The sequence below is a fragment of the Corynebacterium afermentans subsp. afermentans genome (genome assembly GCF_030408355.1).
In the GTDB taxonomy this organism is placed as follows: domain Bacteria; phylum Actinomycetota; class Actinomycetes; order Mycobacteriales; family Mycobacteriaceae; genus Corynebacterium; species Corynebacterium afermentans.
Window position 1 is genome coordinate 973,721 of the sequence record NZ_CP046606.1, and the last position, 18,161, is coordinate 991,881.

Consider the following 18,161-nt stretch of genomic DNA (forward strand, 5'->3'; position numbering starts at 1 on the left):
ATTGCACCGAGCGGCCGGTGCCCATGCTGCGTGCGGTGTCGGCGGGTGCTTTAAACTTGTGCCCCATGACGCCAGCTGAACTCGCAACCACCGTGAAAGAGGCCGCGACGCGCGTGCTCGCCGCCCACGATCTCGACGCCTCAGTCGTCCCCGACACCGTGACCGTGGAGCGCCCCCGCAACCCCGAGCACGGCGATTACGCCACAAACGTCGCGCTCCAGGTGGCCAAGAAAGCTGGCACTAACCCACGCGATCTCGCCACTTGGCTTGTCGACGACCTGTCGGCCAACCCCGCAATCGCCTCCGCCGAGATCGCCGGTCCGGGCTTTATTAACCTGCGTCTCGCCGCCGGTGCCCAGGGCCAGCTCGTGGCAAAGGTGCTGGATGAGGCCGAGAAGTTTGGCCACTGCGATCTCTACGCAGACGAGAAGATCAACCTCGAGTTCGTCTCCGCCAACCCCACCGGCCCGATCCACCTCGGCGGCACCCGCTGGGCCGCGGTGGGCGACTCGCTCGGCCGCGTTCTCGAGGCTGCCGGCGCGGAGGTTACCCGCGAGTACTACTTCAACGACCACGGCGGGCAGATCGACCGCTTCTCCCGTTCGCTCGTTGCCGCGGCGAAGGGCGAGCCCACCCCGGAGGACGGTTACGGTGGCGATTACATTCACGAGATTGCCCGGGCGGTCGTCGATAAGCATCCTGGCGCTCTCGATGGCGCGGACGCCGAGGTGCAGGAGACCTTCCGTGCGGCCGGCGTGGAGATGATGTTCGCGCAGATCAAGCAGTCCCTGCACGAGTTCGGCGTGGACTTTGGCGTGTACTTCCACGAGAATTCCCTGTTCGAATCGGGCGCCGTGGATAAGGCCGTGCAGACGCTGAAGGACAACGGCAACCTGTACGAAAACGATGGCGCGTGGTGGCTGCGTTCTTCCGACTTCGGCGACGACAAGGACCGCGTCGTACTCAAGTCCGACGGCGACGCCGCCTACATCGCCGGCGACATCGCGTACGTGGCCGACAAGTTCGACCGCGGCCACACCCTGGCTATTTACATGCTGGGTGCGGACCACCACGGCTACATTGCGCGTCTCAAGGCGGCGGCGCAGGCGCTGGGCTACAACGCGGATGCCGTTGAGGTGCTCATCGGCCAGATGGTCAACCTCGTGCGCGACGGCCAGGCCGTGAAGATGTCCAAGCGTGCAGGCACCGTGATCACGCTCGAAGACCTCGTGGACGCGATCGGCGTTGACGGCGCGCGCTACTCGCTGGTGCGCTCCTCGGTGGATTCCACCTTGGACATCGACCTGGACCTGTGGACGAAGCAGTCCTCCGACAACCCCGTCTACTACGTGCAGTACGCCCACGCCCGCCTGTGCTCCATCGGGCGCAAGGCGGCCGAAGCCGGCGTGTCCCACACCGACCCGGACCTGGCGCTGCTCACCCACGACAAGGAGGGCGACCTCATCCGCACCCTCGGCGAGTACCCGGCCGTCGTGCGCGCCGCCGCGGAGCTGCGCGAGCCGCACCGCATCGCCCGCTACACCGAGGAACTGGCCAGCGCGTTCCACAAGTTCTACGACTCCTGCCAGATCCTGCCCAAGACCGGCGAGGAAGCGGAGCCGATCCACACCGCGCGCCTGGCCCTGGCGATGGCCTCGCGCCAGGTCATCGCGAACGCGCTGGGTCTGATCGGCGTGAGCGCACCGGAGCGGATGTAAATGACCGTTTTCGTCTCTACGCCCTACGAGAAGGACAACGGCGACTTCAACGACCTGCCCGCACACGTCTGGCCCCGCTGCGCCAAGCGCGAGGAGGACGGCGTGGTCACCATTGCCGGCGTGCCGCTTCCGGAGATCGCTGCGGAGTACGGCACCCCGGTTGTGGTCATCGACGAGGACGACTTCCGTTCGCGCTGCCGCGACATGGCCGCCGCGTTTTTAGCGCCCGAAAACGTGCACTACGCCTCGAAGGCGTTTTTGACCCGCCGCGTGGCCCGCTGGGTCGATGAGGAAGGCCTCGCGCTGGACGTGGCCAGCGAGAATGAGCTGCGCATAGCCCTGGCCGCGAACTTTCCGCCCGAGCGCATTACCGTGCACGGCAACAACAAGTCGGACGAGTTCCTGCGCTTGTGTGTGGAGTCACAGGTCGGCCACGTAGTCATTGACTCGCATCAGGAATTGGCGCAGCTGGAGGCCGTGGCGAAGCAAGCGGGCGTGAAGCAGGACGTCTTCGTGCGCGTGAAACCCGGCGTGGACGCCCACACCCACGAGTTCATAGCCACCAGCCACGAGGATCAGAAGTTCGGCATCTCGCTCGCTACTGGCGACGCCTTATCGGCCGCCGCCGCAGCCATCACCTCCGACTGGTTGGAGCTGACCGGCCTGCACTGCCACGTCGGCTCCCAGGTTTTCGACGCCGAGGGCTTCAAGCTCGCCGCCGAGCGCGTGCTGGGCCTGTACGCCGAGATCTGGAAGACCCAGGGTGTGGCGCTGGGCTACCTCGATCTCGGCGGCGGCTACGGCATCGCGTACATGCCGGGCGAGTCGCCTTTGGACGTCAACGCTGTGGCGCACGACCTGCTCACCGCGGTGCAGGAGGTCGCTGACGAGCTAGGCATCGCCGCGCCCACCGTGGTGGTCGAGCCCGGCCGCGCGATCGCCGGCCCGTCCGCAGTGACCGTCTACACCGCCGGCGTGATCAAGGACGTGGACACCTCCTACACCACTTCGCGTCGCTACGTCGCCGTCGACGGCGGCATGAGCGACAACATCCGTCCCTCGCTCTACGGCGCGCTTTACGACGCCCGCGTGGTCAACCGTTTCACCGATGGCGCCCCCACCGACACGCGTCTGGTCGGCTCCCACTGCGAGTCCGGCGACATTCTGGTGGAGGAGGCATCCTGGCCCGACGACATCGCCCCGGGCGATCTCATCGCGCTGGCCGCCACTGGTGCCTACTGCTATTCAATGGCCTCGAACTACAATGCGTTTGGCCGCCCAGCAGTCGTGTCCGTGCGCGGCGGAGAGGTGACGCCGATGGTGCGGCGGGAGACTGTCGAGGATCTGATTGCGCGCGAATATTAATTGACCGTCAGTGTCTTTTGCGCGATAGTAGACAAAGCGGTTCACCGCTGATCCCTGTCACGTACGACGAAGGAGCTACTCGCATCATGACTTCCGCCACCGCCGAGGGATATAACGGCAACTACCCGGGCAAGGGCATCGGCACCCCCGTGGGCATTGCCGTGTTGGGCAAGGGCACCGTCGGTACCGAGGTGTTGCGCCTGCTGTCCGAATTCTCCTCCAACCTGGAACACCGTATTGGCGGCCCGATCGAGGTGAGGGGTGTTGCGGTGTCGGACGTCGAGAAGCACAAAGATGCCCCCGAGGTCCAGGGCTTGTACTTGACGGGGGACGCGCGCGAGCTGGTCACCCGCGACGACGTGGACATCGTGGTCGAGCTCATCGGCGGCATTGACTACCCGCGCGAGCTCGTTCTCGAAGCGCTCAAGGCCGGAAAGTCCGTGGTCACCGCGAACAAGGCCCTGGTGGCGGCTCACAGCGCCGAGCTTGCCGACGCTGCCAACGCCGCCGGCGTCGACCTCTACTACGAAGCCGCCGTCGCCGCTGCCATTCCGGTGGTGGGCATGCTGCGCCGCTCCCTTGCGGGCGACCAGGTGCAGCGCATCTCCGGCATTGTCAACGGCACCACCAACTTCATCCTCGACGCCATGGCTTCCACCGGCGCCGACTACGAGGAGGCGCTGGCAGAGGCCACCCGACTCGGCTACGCGGAGGCCGACCCGACCGCGGACGTGGAGGGCCACGACGCCGCCTCCAAGGCCGCCATCCTCGCCTCCATGGGCTTCCACACCCGCGTGACCTTCGACGATGTGCACTGCGAGGGCATCACGAAGATCACCGCCGATGACATCGAGGCCGCGAAGAAGTCCGGCCACACCATCAAGTTGCTTGCTATTTGCGAGCGGCTTGTCGACGACGCCGGCAACACCACCGGAGTCAACGCCCGAGTCCACCCGACGCTGGTGCCCAACGAGCACCCGCTCGCGTCCGTGGACAAGTCCTACAACGCCATTTTCGTCGAGGCAGAAGCAGCAGGTCGACTCATGTTCTACGGCAACGGCGCCGGCGGCGCCCCCACCGCATCGGCAGTACTCGGCGACCTCGTCGGCGCCGCACGCAACAAGGTCCACGGCGGGCGCGCCCCGGCCGAGAACCCGTACGCGGACTACCCGGTTGTCTCGTTCGAGGAGGTGACCACCCGCTACACGATCAACATGACCGTCAACGACCGCGTCGGCGTTCTCACCGATCTCACCGCCCGCTTCGCTAAAGCCGGCATTTCGCTGTCCGCGGTGCGCCAGGAAGAGTCCGGCGACGAGGCCCACCTCATCGTTGTCACCCACGCCGCCCGCGAGCAGGATCTCAACGCGATCGTCGAGCAGCTTTCGGGCCACGACGACGTGCTCGCCGTCAACTCCGTCATCCGACTCGATTCCTAAGGGGCCCTTGCAATGGCAATCGATCTGCAGCCCCGTCTGAAAGTCAAGGTCACCGTCCCCGGTTCCTCGGCAAACTTGGGCCCCGGCTTTGACACCCTCGGCATCGCGCTGAGCATCTACGACACCGTGGAAGTGGAGGTCACCGACTCCGGCCTCGAGGTGGAGATCTTCGGCGAGGGGGCCGACGATCTGCCCCGCGACAGCTCCAACCTTGTGGTCAAGGCCATCCAGTCCGGCCTTGCCGCTGCGGACGTGTCCGCGCCCGGCCTGCGCGTGGTGTGCCACAACACCATCCCGCAGTCCCGCGGCCTCGGCTCCTCCGCGTCCGCCGCCGTCGCCGGCGTAGTTGCCGCCAACGCGCTGGCCGGCTCCCCGCTCGACGAGGACGCGGTCGTGCAGCTGTCCTCCGAGTTCGAAGGCCACCCGGACAACGCCGGCGCATCCGCGCTCGGCGGGGCAGTGGTGTCTTGGACCGACATCCCCGTCGACGGCCAGTCCAAGCCGTCCTACCGCGCCGTGCGCATCCCGGTCGACGAGTCCATCAACGCCGTCGCCCTCGTGCCCGCCTTCCACGCATCCACCAACGCGGTGCGCAAGGTGCTGCCCAGCCACGTCACCCACACGGACGCGCGTTTCAACGTTTCGCGCACCGCGGTGATGACAGCGGCACTGCAGCACCACCCGCAGCTGCTTTTCGAAGGAACCCGCGACCGCCTCCACCAGCCGTACCGCGCAGATGTCCTGCCGGTCACAGCCGAGTGGGTCAACCGCCTGCGCAACCGCGGCCACGCCGCCTACCTGTCCGGCGCCGGCCCGACCGCGCTGGTGCTCACCACGGGTGAGGTAGAGCCCTCGCTTCTCGACGAAGCCCGTTCCGCCGGCCTCCGCGTCATCGAACTCGACGTCGCCGGCCCCGCCACCGCGGAGCTAGTGCACGACTAAGCGCCTGCCTGACCCGGGTGCTGGCCTGCGCCCGGCTCGTCGAAGCTGTCGCCCGGCGTGACCGTGTCTCGCAGCGGGCCCCGGTGGTTGTGGGTGCGCCTGGGCAGCGAGCGGTTTCTGGAGACGTACTGCGTGCCGTCCTTCAGGCGGAAGTACAAGTCCGGACCGTGGGCCTGGATATGCGCCAGGCCGTGGCTGATCTTGGAGTGGCAGCTGGAACACAACGGAATTAGGTTATCCACGTTGGTGGCGCCCCCGTCTTCCCATTCCTTGATGTGGTGGATCTCGATGAATCGCCGATGGCTGCATCCGGGCATCGCGCACTGGTGCCCCCAGGCCGTCAATAGTGCGAGGACCTGTGCGTCTGTGGCGAAGCGCTGCGCGCGGCCGACGTTGATGGTCAATCCCTTCTTGTCCAGCAGGTGCAGGCGTAACGTAGCGTTCGCGATGTAGCTTCGCACTTCCTGGGATCTCGCCGAGGTGTTCTCCGGCATCCACGCACCGCCGTCCTCTGTGAGCACAATGTTGACGTGGGCGCCGGGAGAACGAAGCGGGCTAGTGGGGCTGTCGCGCACCATGTCCATCATGGCGATGAAAGCGGGGTAGAGGTCCTTCTTCTCCGGTGGGCCGAAGCGTGAGGGCGGGCGCAGAATCGACTCCAGATCGAGTTTGGACTTCCGCGGTTTAGGGGCGTCCGCAGTGAAATCAGGCGGGCAAGACTCTGCTTCTGCTTCGGCCGCCGCGATGAACTCGTCAAGCTTGTCCGGGTCCGCGAGCTCGTCTGAGTTGGGTAGCTCGGCGCAGTAATTGGCCAGCTGAGCGACCTTCAACGCGGTAAGCAGTGCTTGTCCGCGTACCGCGGGAAGGAGCGCGCGGAAATCCATCATTCCGTCGGCGCGGAAATCGGCCTTCACAAACGGTTCTTCGGGTTCGTTCTCATCGGCGGTGTCGGTGCCGGCGAGGATGCGTTCGAGCTCGGAAAAGGCATGGATGAGTGCGAGGCCGATCAGTTCTTCCTCATTTCCCTCATGCATGAATTTCAGCAGGAAGCGCATCGTGTTGTACGGCATCACGCCGGAACGGAACGCCTCATACAACATGCGGAACCGGCGTAGGCCTCGGGCGACGCGGAGATACTCGTACGCGGTGGATGGCGGGAGATTGAGCTCGCGTTTGAGCCATGTGGCAGTGGATATTTCGCCACGTTGTTCGGCAATTCCTTCTTCGTCGAGCTGGCCAAGTGCGTCGAGCATGTCTGCTCGGTGGGCGTGGGATTCGCAGTGGTGGAACTTTAGATCGTCTATAAGCTGCAGTGTTTTACTGGTGGCTGTGGTCACGGAAAGCCCCCTGGGCGATGGCTGGATGGTCGCTGTGGGGTCGAGGGTAGGCGAAAATGTGTGCGATGTAAAGGAGTTCTTCAAAAATATTTGCGAAGATTGAAAAGTGATTCTGCGGCCGCAGAACACCCTCAAGTATTAGATGAGACTTTCGAACCGCGCGGATTCTGCGGCCGCAGAATGTGGGCCGGGGTTTTCACAAAGTGATTACGAGGCGTGCAGGTGAGCCGATCAAGTTCGACGGCGCCAGCAGCCCGGGCGAGGAGCGGACGGTGGAGGAGACCACCGAAAACACCGAAGAAGCCGAGAGCACTGAGGCCGCAGAAGCCGCGGACGACAAGTCGGGCGGGCTGACCCTGCCGCTGCTCGGCGGTCTCGGCGTGCTGCTGCTGGCCGTGATCGGTGCGGTGGTCTTCCTGCTCAACCGCAACCGCGCATAAAAGCAGTTTGCTTTACGACGTCGCCTTCGGCCGGCTGCCGGGGCCGGGCAAGGCGATGATGTCGAACTCGTCCCGGGCGAGGTGTTTGCGCAGGTCCTTCTTGTCGAACTTGCCCACGGACGTCTTGTCGATGGTGTCGACGAAGGTCCAGTACTCGGGTGCCATCCACTTGGGCAGCACATCGGCGAGCCCTGCGCGCAGGCGGGCGGCGGTCTCCGCGGTGGGGGCGACCTCGGCGGTCAGCTTGGTCACGGCGAGAGGGCGCTCGCCCCACTTGTCGTCGGGGATGCCGATGACGGCGCACTCGATGACTTCCTCGGACTCCATGATCAGGTTTTCCACCTGGGCGGAGTAGATCCATTCGCCGCCGGAGCGGATGACGTCGCGGGCGCGGTCGTAGAGGGTGAGGAAGCCGGCATTGGTCACGGTGCCTACGTCGCCGGTGCGCAGCCAGCCGTCGGCAGTGAAGTGGTCGCGCACGTCGTCGACGTCTTCGCCGCGGAAGCGTGAGGCGATCTCGCCGGGCTCCTGGGTGGGCGAGTGGTAGTAGCTGGCGGCGACCATGTTGCCCCGCACCTGGATTTCGCCCTGGGTGAGGTCGGTGGGCGCCATGACCTGGCCGTCGTTAACCACGCGGTGTTGCAGGGTGGGGGCGAAGCGGCCCTGGGAGATGCGGTAGGCCCAGCGGGCCTCGCCGGAGGCGCCGGACGGCGGCCTGGCGACGGTACCGACGGTGGAAGTCTCCGTCATGCCCCACACGTGCACCACGTCCACGCCGTAGCGCTCCTCCCACACCTTGATCAGGGCGGGCGGGGCTGGCGAGCCGCCGACGAAAATCTCTTGCAGGCTCATGCGCTCGGGCGGGTTGTGCAGGTAGTGCACCATTAGCTGGATCCACAGGGTAGGCACCCCGTGGGCGACGCGCGGGTGGGTGCCCGCGATGAGCTTGGCCAAGGTGGGGGCGGACATGTCCGAATCCGGCAGCACTAGCGGCGTGCCAGCCAAAAACGCGGCGAGCGGCACGCCCCAGCTGAGCACGTGGTAGATGGGGATGCAGCACAAAAACGTCTCGCCGTGGGTCACGGCCAACGAGTCGGTGGCGCGCAGGCCCGTCGCCTCCAGCCACAGGGAGCGGTGAGAGTACGCCACGCCCTTCGGTGCGCCGGTGGTGGCGGTGGAGTACACCAGCGCCGCTGCGGTGTTTTCGGGCAGTTCGGGCCATGGGTAGGACGTGGGCCGGCCGTCGAGAAGCTGCTCGTAGCTGTATACCTTGACTGAGTCGGGGAGGTGCGAAGCTGCGTCGTCAAGCGGTTCGACGCCCGTAAACGCCACCGCGCGCACGGTCGGGCAGTCCTGCAAAATTGTGCCCAGCTTCTTTGCCAACCGCGGGTCCGCGACCACGACTTCAGACTCGGAGTGGTTGACAACGTACGCGATCTGATCCGTCATGAGCTGCACGTTTAGCGGATTGAATACCGCGCCCTTCGCGGCGACGGCGAACATCACCTCGATGTGCTCCGCGCAGTTGTACAGCAGCGTGGACACGCGCTGGTCGCCATCGATGCCCAGGTCGTTGTGCAGAGCATGCGCAAAGGCCGCGGCGCGCGCGCCGATCTCGGCGAACGTGGTTTCCTCCGCGCCGGATGCGCGCCACGTCGTGCACTTCGTGTTGGCGTGGGCGGTGATGCCGAACTCCATAATCCTGGCGACGGAGAACGGCACCTCCTGCATCGTTGAAAGCATGCAGGCCATGTTAGCGCGGGCCTGATTAGCGCAGGGCCTTCTATGCGCTACACTTCTGCGTGGATCGTGCGAATTGCACCCGTCCCGGAACTTCTCCGGTTGAGGGTGCTGGCGGCGCTACCGGGAGGAACGTTTCCCCGGGCCCGCGAGATCCGTAAGACCGCACACGACCGCTACCGGTGCATGCAAACGCGAATATCTGCGCGATTAAGCAGCTGGCTTAGCGACGAAAGGACACACGTGACCGAAACCGGCACCGCGGCCGACCTCGCCGCAATGAAGATTCCGGAGCTGCGAAAGCTCGCCGCCGAAAAGGGACTTAAGGGGATCTCCGGGCTCCGCAAGGGGGAACTCATCCAGGCCATCGTCACCGGGCAGGTGCCACGCAAGGCCGCCGCCGAGAAGGCAGCGCCGGCGGAAAAGGCAGCGCCGGAGCAGGCAGAGAAGCCGAGCCAGGCTGAGAAGCCGAGCCAGGCAGAGAAGCAGCAGCCTAGCGACGACGACGAGTCCCGCGGGGCATCGCGCTCCGCCGCACGTCGCGCCCGGCGCAACCGTGCACGCTCGCAGCACGACGAGCAGCAGGGCGGTGACAACCGTGACAACCGTGACAACCGCTTCAGCCGTGGTAACAGCGCCGAGGGCGATCACGAGCAGAACCACGACAACAACGACCGTGGCAACGACCGTGGCGGCCGCAACAACCACGGCAACCACGGCAACCATGGCGGCAACAACGACGACCACCACCACCACGGTGGGGGCCGCCGCGGCCGTCGCGGTCGTCGCAACCGTAACCGCAACCGGGACCACAACCACGGCGGCGGAAACAACGGCAACAACGACAACCAGAACTTCAACCCGGAGGACCTGCAGGAGGTCGCCGGTATCGCGGACGTGCAGGACAACGGTTCGGCGTTCATCCGCACTACCGGCTACCGCCAGTCCAACGCGGACGTCTATGTGCCGCAGAAGCTCGTGCGCCAGTCGGGCCTGCGCTCCGGCGACGCGGTGATGGGTCAGGTCCGCGCGAACGGGCAGTCCCACTCGCAGGGCAACGGCCGTAACCGTCGCAGCTACAACCAGGTAGTGCGGGTCGATTCCATGAACGGCCAGACCACGGAGGCGGCGAAGGGCCGCAAGGAGTTTCACAAACTCACTCCGCTGTACCCGAACCGCCGTCTGCGCCTGGAAACTGAGCCGAAGATCCTCACTACCCGCGTGATCGACCTGGTCATGCCGATTGGTAAGGGCCAGCGCGCGCTGATCGTCTCCCCGCCGAAGGCCGGTAAGACGACGATTCTGCAGAACATCGCCAACGCGATCGCCACCAACAACCCGGAGTGCTACCTCATGGTGGTGCTGGTGGACGAGCGTCCGGAGGAAGTCACGGACATGCAGCGCAGCGTCAACGGCGAGGTCATTGCCTCCACGTTCGACCGTCCGCCGTCAGAGCACACCGCCGTGGCCGAGCTTGCCATCGAGCGCGCGAAGCGCCTGGTGGAGATGGGTCAGGACGTGGTGGTCCTGCTGGATTCCATCACCCGCCTGGGCCGTGCCTACAACAACTCCTCGCCGGCGTCCGGCCGCATCCTTTCCGGTGGTGTGGATTCCAACGCGCTGTACCCGCCGAAGCGCTTCCTGGGCGCAGCTCGCAACATCGAGGAGGGCGGTTCGCTGACGATTATCGCCACCGCGATGGTGGAGACCGGCTCGGCTGGCGACACCGTGATCTTCGAGGAGTTCAAGGGCACCGGCAACGCGGAGCTGAAGCTGGACCGCAAGATCGCGGAGCGCCGCGTGTTCCCGGCTGTGGACGTCAACCCCTCCGGCACCCGCAAGGACGAGCTGCTGATGAGCCCGGAGGAGTCGCGCGTGATGCACAAGCTGCGCCGCATCCTCTCCGCGCTGGACCCGCAGCAATCCATTGACATGCTGATTAAGCAGTTGAAGAAGACGAAGACCAACGGCGAGTTCCTGATCGGCGTGGCCAACTCTGCACCGATGGCGCAGACGGAAAACGACGAGGAGGACTACTCCTAATGGCAGAGAAATCGCAGGTTTCGCTTGTCGACGACTACGTGGCCGAATACCAGGGCATCCAGGCCCAGATGGGCGACCCGGAGGTGGCGGGCGACCAGGACCAGTTCCGCAAGCTGTCCAAGCGCTACGCGGAGCTGCAGCCGATCATCAACGTCTACAACGACCTGACTCAGGCGCAGGAGGACTACGAGGCCGCGGCCGAGATGGCCAACGAGGACAAGGAGTTCGCCGAGGAGGCCAAGCGCCTTGAGGGCGAGATTGTCCGCCTGGAGGAGGAGCTGGCCGACCTGCTCGCTCCGCGCGACGAGCACGACGGCGACGACATCATCATGGAGCTCAAGGCCGGCGCCGGCGGCGAGGAGGCCGCGCTGTTCGCTGGCGACCTTGCGCGCATGTACCAGAAGTACTGCGAGAAGCATGCCCTGACCTGGGAGGTGCTTGACGTCGCCGAGTCCGACCTGGGCGGCGTGAAGGACATGACCGTTGCGGTGAAGTCCAAGAACCCCTCGCGCGACGGCGTCTGGTCCAAGCTGAAGTTCGAGGGCGGGGTGCACCGTGTGCAGCGCGTGCCCGTCACGGAGTCCCAGGGCCGCATCCAGACTTCGGCCGCAGGTGTCTACGTCTTCCCGGAGGCCGACGAGATTGAGAGCGTCAACATCGACGACAAGGACATCCGCGTCGACGTGTACCGCTCTTCCGGAAAGGGCGGCCAGGGCGTGAACACGACCGACTCGGCCGTGCGCATCACCCACCTGCCCACCGGCATTGTGGTGACCTGCCAGAACGAGCGCTCCCAGATTCAGAACCGCGCCCGCGCCATGCAGGTGCTGCAGGCCCGCCTGGAGCAGCTGGAGCGCGAGAAGCTCGAGGCCGAGGAGGCCGAGGGCCGCGCATCCCAGGTGCGCACCATGGACCGCTCTGAGCGCATCCGCACCTACAACTGGCCGGAGAACCGCATTTCGGACCACCGCATCAACTACAAGTCCAACAACCTGGACTCGGTGCTCGATGGCAACATGGACGACCTGATCAAGGCGCTGCAGACGCACGAGCGCCAGGAGCGACTTGAAGCCGAGTAGCCTCCGCTCGTTCCTCTCGGAAGCGGTGAATGCCCTCCGGGAGGCGGGCGTCGACTCTCCGGAGGTGGACGCGCGCCTGCTCGCCGCGCACGTGCTCGGCGTCGCGCCGATGCAGTTGATGTTCGCCGATGTGCCGGCGGATTTCGGGCAGCGCTACACCGAACTCGTCGCCCGCCGCACCAAGCGCGAGCCGCTGCAGCACATCATCGGCACCGCGCCGTTTTACGGTGTAGACCTCGCCGTCGGACCCGGTGTGTTCATCCCCAGGCCCGAAACCGAGGTCCTCGCCGAGTGGGCAGTGCACAAGCTTATCGACGCACCTTCGGCCCCCACCGTCGTCGACCTCGGCTCCGGCACCGGAGCGTTGGCCATTGCGGTCGCCCGGGCCAGGCCGGATGCGACGGTGTACGCGGTGGAGCGGTCGGAAGCCGCGCGTGCCTACCTGCAGCGCAACGTCGATACGTTCGCGCCCCAGGTCAACGTGGTGGCGGGAGACATGACCGACCCGCAGCTGCTCGCCGGGATCAGCGCGGACGTGGTGGTGTCTAACCCGCCATATGTCCCGGGAACGCCGAAGCTGCAGCAAGAGGTCTACGCGGACCCGCGTGAGGCGGTGTTTTCGGGCGCTGATGGGATGGCGGCGATTCGCGGGATCGTGCCCGTCGTCAAGCAAATGCTCAAAGATGGGGGAGCTGTGGGCATTGAGCACGACGATACGACCTCCGAGGCTGTGCAGGATGAGCTGTGCGCCAGCGGTTTTGCGGACGTGCGCGCGCTGGAGGACATGACCGGACGGGCCCGGTTTGTCACGGCGAGTAAGCTAGCCCGGTAACTGCCCGACGGCCAAGGAGCGAACATTGAGGGAAACGTACAACTGCCTCGACCCGCAAAAGCGCATCGAAGGTGTACGCGCGGCCGCCGACGCCGTCCGGGCCGGCCGCTGCGTGGTGCTGCCGACGGACACCGTCTACGGCATCGGCTGCGACGCCTTCAACAACGACGCCGTGGACACGCTTTTGGCGACCAAGCGTCGCGGTCCGGATATGCCGGTGCCGGTGCTCGTGGGCTCCTGGGTGACCATCCAGGGGCTCGTGCGCGAGTTCTCAGAGACCGCGAAGACGCTGGTGGAGGCATTTTGGCCGGGTGGGCTGTCCATCGTCGTGCCTGAGGCGCCCAGCCTGCCGTGGAATCTCGGCGACACGCGCGGCACCGTGCTGTTGCGCATGCCGAACCAGCCGCTGGCGCTCGAGCTTCTGCAGGAGACCGGGCCGATGGCGGTGTCCTCCGCGAACATCTCTGGCAACCCGCCGGCGACCACCGCCACCGAGGCGCGCCAGCAATTCGGCGACGCGGTGCCGATTTACCTCGACGGGGGCACCGCGGAGATCGGGGAGCCCTCCACGATCATTGATCTTTCTGGCCCCGCGCCACGGATTCTGCGCGAGGGGGCGATTTCCGCCGAACGCATTGGTCAGGTCTTAGGACTTGACCCAGAGAGCCTGCGGAGGAAGTAGCCGCCGATGAACGCCTCCGGTGTTCCGCTGCGTGAGCTGGGACTTGTCCTGCTCGTGGCGGCCGCAGTCACGTACCTGGCCACCGGGCCGGTGCGATCCATGCTCGTGCGCACGGGCAGGGTGGCTGAGATCCGCCAGCGCGACGTGCACACGCAGCCGACGCCGTCGTTAGGCGGGCTGGCCATGTTAACCGGGTTCTTGGCGGCCTATGCGCTCGCGCAGCAACTGCCCGCGCTGACCCGAGGGTTCGCGCCCGTGACGCCGGAGATGACCGCGGTGCTGGTGGGCGGGCTCGCCATCGTGCTCGTCGGGGTGGTGGACGACCTGTATGAGCTGCGCGCGCTGACCAAGTTGATCGGACAGTTTGCGGCCGCGGTGATCATGACGGCTCTGGGCATCGTCTTTACCGTTTTTTATGTGCCGTTCGGGGAGGGCACCACGCTCATCCTGGATCAAGTCCAGGGCATGGTCTTGAGCGCGCTGTTTACGGTGCTGCTGATCAACGCCGTGAACTTTGTCGACGGCATCGACGGGCTCGCCGCGGGCCTGGGCATGATCGCGGGGTCCGCGATTCTGATCTACTCGCTGGCGGTGCTGCACGACCAGGGTGGGGCAGTCTCCGCATACCCGCCGGCGATCATCTGCGCGATCCTGGTGGGCATCTGCGCCGGGTTTTTACCTCACAACTTCGAGCCGGCGCGCATCTTCATGGGCGACTCTGGGGCGATGCTGATCGGGCTGTTGCTCGCCGCTGCGTCCATTTCCGCTTCGGGCAAGATCAACATGTCCCTCTACGGCGCGGCCGACCTGGTCGCGCTGGTCAGCCCGATCATCGTGGTGCTGGCGGCGATCGCCCTGCCGGTGCTGGACTTGGTGTGGGCGGTGATCCGTCGCACCGCGAGGGGGCAAAGCCCGTTCGCCGCGGACGCCGGGCACATCCACCACCGCCTGCTGCGGCTGGGGCACACCCACCGGCGCACCGTGCTGGTGCTCTACATGTGGGTTTCCGCGGTGGCCTTCGGCGCGGTGAGCTTCTCCGTGGTGCCGTTTAAGGTCGCGGCGTCGCTGAGCGTGGCTGCGCTTTTGGTTGCGTTCTTGCTCACGCTGGTGCCCTTGGCCAAGGGGAAAATTGGCCCGGCAGGTAGGATGACCCACCGTGAAACCGCTTGAAGTCAACGACGCTAATGCCATGTCCAACCACCGCAAGCCCCTTGTGCGCGCCCTGAAGGTGGCGAGCTGGGCGCTCGTGGTGCTGACCGTGGTTGCCCTCATGGGGTGGGGCGCAGCGCGCGACCTGCCCGGCATTTGGGCCGCGCTGATGGGCGTGGCCGTTGGCGGGAGCTTCGTGCTGCTGACGGCGGTCACTGTGCTCGCCACCTCGAACTCCTCTCCGAACGCGACCATGGCAATCGTGCTCGGCGGCTGGCTGCTCAAGATGGGCGTGCTGGTGCTGTTTTTCCTGTGGATCCGCGGCTACGACTTCTACGACCACCAGGCGTTCGGCATCACCACCATGGCCGCTCTAGTTGTGGCTTTGGGTGCCGAAACATGGGGTTTGATCACCACCCGCACTACCTACCTGGATTAGGGGTAAGTGCGGGCTGTGACAGACCTAACAGCACTGCGAAAACACGTCGTAGCAGCGCAGTTGCGGGTTTTGGGGGTTTGGGGTGGTGCGTCGGGGGGACAATTGCACAGGTAAAACCTACTTTGCGCGGATGGCCTGTTAGGATTACCGCTGGGTTTGTTCCGAGTCGATATTAACCCTCGTAAGCAGGGGAAACCGGCAGAAGAACGACATCCCCTGCCCCCGCGGAAGCAGATGTGCGACGGAGTCCGCCGCGGAGGCAGTCTTTGTTGAAGACGTCCATCGCACCGCGCGCCGAGCGCATCGGAGCGCGGCCCGAGAACGGGAGAGAACGCTGAGCGTTACAACTTTGGCCATGAAGGGTGAATTCCACGCACCTTCGCTTGGTCCAGAATTTTTCCCGGGGCAGACGTACGGCCAGCTCATTGGCGAAGACTTCGCTAATGGGTGGTTCGCACTCGATCGCATCATGCTCGTCCGCCTCTTCATGGCGGCGATTTTGGTGCTCCTCTTTGTTATTGCCTTCCGGAACCCGAAGCTGGTTCCTAAGGGGCTGCAGAATGTCGCCGAGATCGGTGTCGATTTCGTCCGCGTCAACATCGCGGAGGACACGCTGGGGAAGAAGGACGGCAAGCGGTTCCTGCCGCTGCTGTGCACCATCTTCTTCACCACGCTGTTCATGAACGTCGCAACGATCATCCCGGGCCTGAACATCTCGCCTAACGCACGTATCGGCATGCCGATCGTCATGGCGGTTGCGGCCTACATCGCGATGATCTACGCCGGCGTGAAGCGCTACGGCATCGCTTTCTTCAAGCACTCGACCGTGATTCCCGGCCTTCCGCCGCTGCTCCACCTTCTGGTGGTGCCGATCGAGTTCTTCTCGACGTTTATTCTGCGTCCGGTCACCCTGGCTCTTCGTCTTATGGCGAACTTCCTGGCTGGCCACATCATTCTCGTCCTGCTGTACTCCGCCACGAACTTCTTCTTCTGGCAGCTGAACGCATGGACGGCAGTGAGTGGCCTGACCCTCATCGCAGCACTGCTGTTCACCGCATACGAGTTGATCATCATCTTCCTGCAGGCGTACATCTTCGCTCTGCTGACTGCGGTGTACATCGAGCTGTCGCTGCACGCGGATGCGCATTAACAAAGCGCGACCACACGGCCAACTGAATAACCCCACAATCTGTCACTCGCTCACCCGCAACCCGCGGGAGAGCACTTAGAAAGGGAACGACTTTCACATGAACGACATCATTCTTGCTCAGGCAGCGGAGACCGTGAACCGCTACGAGGGTCTCGGCACCATCGGCTACGGCCTTGCAACCATCGGCCCGGGCATCGGCATCGGCATGCTCGTCGGCAAGACCGTCGAGGGCATGGCTCGCCAGCCGGAGATGGCTGGCCAGCTGCGCACCACCATGTTCCTGGGTATCGCCTTCGTCGAGGCGCTTGCCCTGATCGGCCTCGTCGCCGGCTTCCTGTTCTAAAAAACACGAACGAGTAACCCGTACATTTTTTAGATCAGGAGCAACCAATGACTAACGTCACTGCATTCCTCGCTGCCGCAGAGGCCAGCGAGAAGCTGCCGCTGGAGAATGAACCTTCCATTCTTCGGCCGGCCGCCTACGACGTGGTTTGGTCTCTTGTCGTTTTCATCATCGTCGGCCTACTTTTTGCGAAGTACGTCATTCCGAAGTTCCAGGAAGTGCTGGCGGAGCGCGAAGACCGAATCAAGGGTGGCATCGAGCGTGCTGAGGTCGCCCAAAAGGAAGCCAAGGCTGCCCTGGAGAAGAACAACGCCGAGCTTGCGGAGGCGCGCCACGAGGCCGCTGAAATCCGTGAAGCCGCACGCACCCGCGGCAAGGAAATCGAGGCTGAGTCTCGTGCCCGCGCCGAGGAAGAGGCCCGCCGCATCATCGCCTCCGGCGAGAAGCAGCTGCAGGCCTCCCGCGAGGAGGTTGTCGCTGAGCTGCGCAACGAGATGGGCCAGAACTCCATCTCGCTGGCTGAGCGTCTGCTGGGCACCGAGCTGTCGGATTCGACCCGCCGCTCGAACACGATCGACGAGTTCTTAAGCGAGCTCGACCACGTGTCGACGAGGAAGTAGGCGAGATGAAGGCAGCTAGTCGCGAAGCACAGTCGCACGTTACGGGCAAGCTCGAAGAGCTGATCCGGAACGCCGACAATTCCGTCGCCGTGGCTGCGCAGATCGGTACCGAGCTGTTCCTCACCGTGGACCAGCTCGACACCGAGCGCGCACTGCGTATCGCCGTGGCCGACACGTCGCTGGATTCCTCGCAGCGCGAGGGCATCATCCGCGACGTCTTCGGCAACAAGGTTGCGGAGCCCACCTTGAACATCCTCACCGCTGCAGCGCAACAGGAGTGGTCGACCCCGCGCGAATTCCGCGCTGGTCTGGTCAACCTCGGCCGTCGCGCGCTGGAGCTGGGTGCCAAGGAACAGGGCCAGCTGAAGCAGGTGGAAAACGAGCTATACCAGCTCTCCACGCTGCTCGAAGGGGAGAAGGAGCTGACCCAGCTGCTCTCCGACCGCACCACGACCCCGGCGCAGAAGCGCGGACTGTTGGCTAGCGTGATTTACGGCAAGGTGACGATGTTCACCGAGGCACTGGCATTGCAGGTTATCGGCCGCCCCCACCACAACCCCGTCGACGACTTGGCCGAGCTGGCCGCGGGCGTCGCGGAGCTGCGTGGCAAGGCTGTCGCACGCGTGAAGGCCGCTGAGACACTCAGCGACACCCAGCGCGATGCACTGGCCCGCAAGCTGGAGCAGATTTACGGTCGCGAGATGGCCATCCACTCTGAGGTTGACCCCAGCCTCCTCGGCGGAATGGTTGTCCGTGTGGGCGATGAGGTCATCGACGGTTCGACGCGCGGCAAGATTAACCGCCTTCGCACCGACATGGCAGCCCAGGCGGCCAAATAGAAAA

The 18,161-nt window shown here is 65.0% G+C and carries 17 protein-coding genes; 15 read left to right on the forward strand and 2 right to left on the reverse strand.

Annotation, left to right across the window (positions count from 1 at the left end; translation table 11 throughout):
- The first annotated feature begins 65 nt into the window (after nucleotides 1-65).
- From argS to thrB, 4 genes are all read left to right on the forward strand, one after another.
- Complete coding sequence (gene argS, locus CAFEA_RS04640; protein ID WP_063937400.1) at nucleotides 66-1,718, forward strand: arginine--tRNA ligase; 1,653 nt, start codon at nucleotides 66-68, stop codon at nucleotides 1,716-1,718.
- Nucleotides 1,719-3,083 carry a diaminopimelate decarboxylase gene (gene lysA / locus CAFEA_RS04645; RefSeq protein ID WP_063937399.1) on the forward strand — a complete coding sequence of 455 codons (1,365 nt, stop codon included), beginning with the start codon at nucleotides 1,719-1,721 and terminating at the stop codon, nucleotides 3,081-3,083.
- A gap of 86 nt (nucleotides 3,084-3,169) precedes the next feature.
- Nucleotides 3,170-4,522: a homoserine dehydrogenase gene (locus CAFEA_RS04650; protein ID WP_063937398.1), complete on the forward strand. Its 1,353-nt coding sequence runs from the start codon at nucleotides 3,170-3,172 to the stop codon at nucleotides 4,520-4,522.
- A 12-nt stretch (nucleotides 4,523-4,534) separates the two neighbouring features.
- Nucleotides 4,535-5,464, forward strand: a complete 930-nt coding sequence (gene thrB / locus CAFEA_RS04655) for a homoserine kinase (protein ID WP_063937397.1) — start codon at nucleotides 4,535-4,537, stop codon at nucleotides 5,462-5,464.
- Here the strand turns inward: thrB and CAFEA_RS04660 are convergent.
- The gene (locus CAFEA_RS04660) at nucleotides 5,461-6,717 is read right to left on the reverse strand and encodes an HNH endonuclease signature motif containing protein (protein WP_063937396.1); all 1,257 of its coding nucleotides are present in this window, start codon (nucleotides 6,715-6,717) and stop codon (nucleotides 5,461-5,463) included. The genes thrB and CAFEA_RS04660 overlap by 4 nt on opposite strands.
- Before the next feature lie 287 nt (nucleotides 6,718-7,004).
- Here CAFEA_RS04660 and CAFEA_RS04665 point away from each other — a divergent pair, with 287 nt between their 5' ends.
- Nucleotides 7,005-7,241 carry a hypothetical protein gene (locus CAFEA_RS04665; RefSeq protein WP_063937395.1) on the forward strand — a complete coding sequence of 79 codons (237 nt, stop codon included), beginning with the start codon at nucleotides 7,005-7,007 and terminating at the stop codon, nucleotides 7,239-7,241.
- Nucleotides 7,242-7,253: 12 nt separating this feature from the next.
- Here the strand turns inward: CAFEA_RS04665 and CAFEA_RS04670 are convergent, their stop codons facing one another.
- Nucleotides 7,254-8,984 (reverse strand): long-chain fatty-acid--CoA ligase, encoded by a 1,731-nt coding sequence (locus CAFEA_RS04670; RefSeq protein WP_063937521.1) that lies wholly within the window; start codon nucleotides 8,982-8,984, stop codon nucleotides 7,254-7,256.
- A gap of 240 nt (nucleotides 8,985-9,224) precedes the next feature.
- Here CAFEA_RS04670 and rho point away from each other — a divergent pair, with 240 nt between their 5' ends.
- The 10 genes from rho (at nucleotide 9,225) to CAFEA_RS04720 (ending at nucleotide 18,157) form a co-directional block, all read left to right on the forward strand.
- On the forward strand, nucleotides 9,225-11,024 hold the full coding sequence (gene rho, locus CAFEA_RS04675) for a transcription termination factor Rho (protein ID WP_286131550.1): 1,800 nt from the start codon (nucleotides 9,225-9,227) through the stop codon (nucleotides 11,022-11,024).
- A complete protein-coding gene (prfA, locus tag CAFEA_RS04680) occupies nucleotides 11,024-12,103 on the forward strand; it encodes a peptide chain release factor 1 (RefSeq protein ID WP_063937393.1) in 1,080 nt (359 codons plus the stop codon). The genes rho and prfA overlap by 1 nt, the downstream gene beginning before the upstream one ends.
- On the forward strand, nucleotides 12,090-12,935 hold the full coding sequence (gene prmC / locus CAFEA_RS04685) for a peptide chain release factor N(5)-glutamine methyltransferase (protein ID WP_063937392.1): 846 nt from the start codon (nucleotides 12,090-12,092) through the stop codon (nucleotides 12,933-12,935). Before prfA ends, prmC begins: the two co-directional genes overlap by 14 nt.
- 25 nt (nucleotides 12,936-12,960) lie before the next feature.
- Nucleotides 12,961-13,617 carry an L-threonylcarbamoyladenylate synthase gene (locus CAFEA_RS04690; protein ID WP_063937391.1) on the forward strand — a complete coding sequence of 219 codons (657 nt, stop codon included), beginning with the start codon at nucleotides 12,961-12,963 and terminating at the stop codon, nucleotides 13,615-13,617.
- Nucleotides 13,618-13,623: 6 nt separating this feature from the next.
- Nucleotides 13,624-14,787 (forward strand): MraY family glycosyltransferase, encoded by a 1,164-nt coding sequence (locus CAFEA_RS04695; protein WP_034999805.1) that lies wholly within the window; start codon nucleotides 13,624-13,626, stop codon nucleotides 14,785-14,787.
- Nucleotides 14,788-14,806: 19 nt separating this feature from the next.
- The gene (locus tag CAFEA_RS04700) at nucleotides 14,807-15,205 is read left to right on the forward strand and encodes a Cg1360 family ATP-synthase-associated protein (protein WP_063937520.1); all 399 of its coding nucleotides are present in this window, start codon (nucleotides 14,807-14,809) and stop codon (nucleotides 15,203-15,205) included.
- A 355-nt stretch (nucleotides 15,206-15,560) separates the two neighbouring features.
- Nucleotides 15,561-16,355, forward strand: a complete 795-nt coding sequence (gene atpB / locus CAFEA_RS04705) for a F0F1 ATP synthase subunit A (RefSeq protein ID WP_034999809.1) — start codon at nucleotides 15,561-15,563, stop codon at nucleotides 16,353-16,355.
- A 97-nt stretch (nucleotides 16,356-16,452) separates the two neighbouring features.
- On the forward strand, nucleotides 16,453-16,698 hold the full coding sequence (locus CAFEA_RS04710) for an ATP synthase F0 subunit C (protein ID WP_034999811.1): 246 nt from the start codon (nucleotides 16,453-16,455) through the stop codon (nucleotides 16,696-16,698).
- A 47-nt stretch (nucleotides 16,699-16,745) separates the two neighbouring features.
- Nucleotides 16,746-17,318, forward strand: coding sequence for a F0F1 ATP synthase subunit B (locus CAFEA_RS04715; RefSeq protein ID WP_063937390.1), 573 nt, complete (start codon nucleotides 16,746-16,748; stop codon nucleotides 17,316-17,318).
- Nucleotides 17,319-17,323: 5 nt separating this feature from the next.
- Nucleotides 17,324-18,157, forward strand: a complete 834-nt coding sequence (locus CAFEA_RS04720; protein ID WP_063937389.1) for a F0F1 ATP synthase subunit delta — start codon at nucleotides 17,324-17,326, stop codon at nucleotides 18,155-18,157.
- The last annotated feature ends 4 nt before the right edge of the window (nucleotides 18,158-18,161 follow it).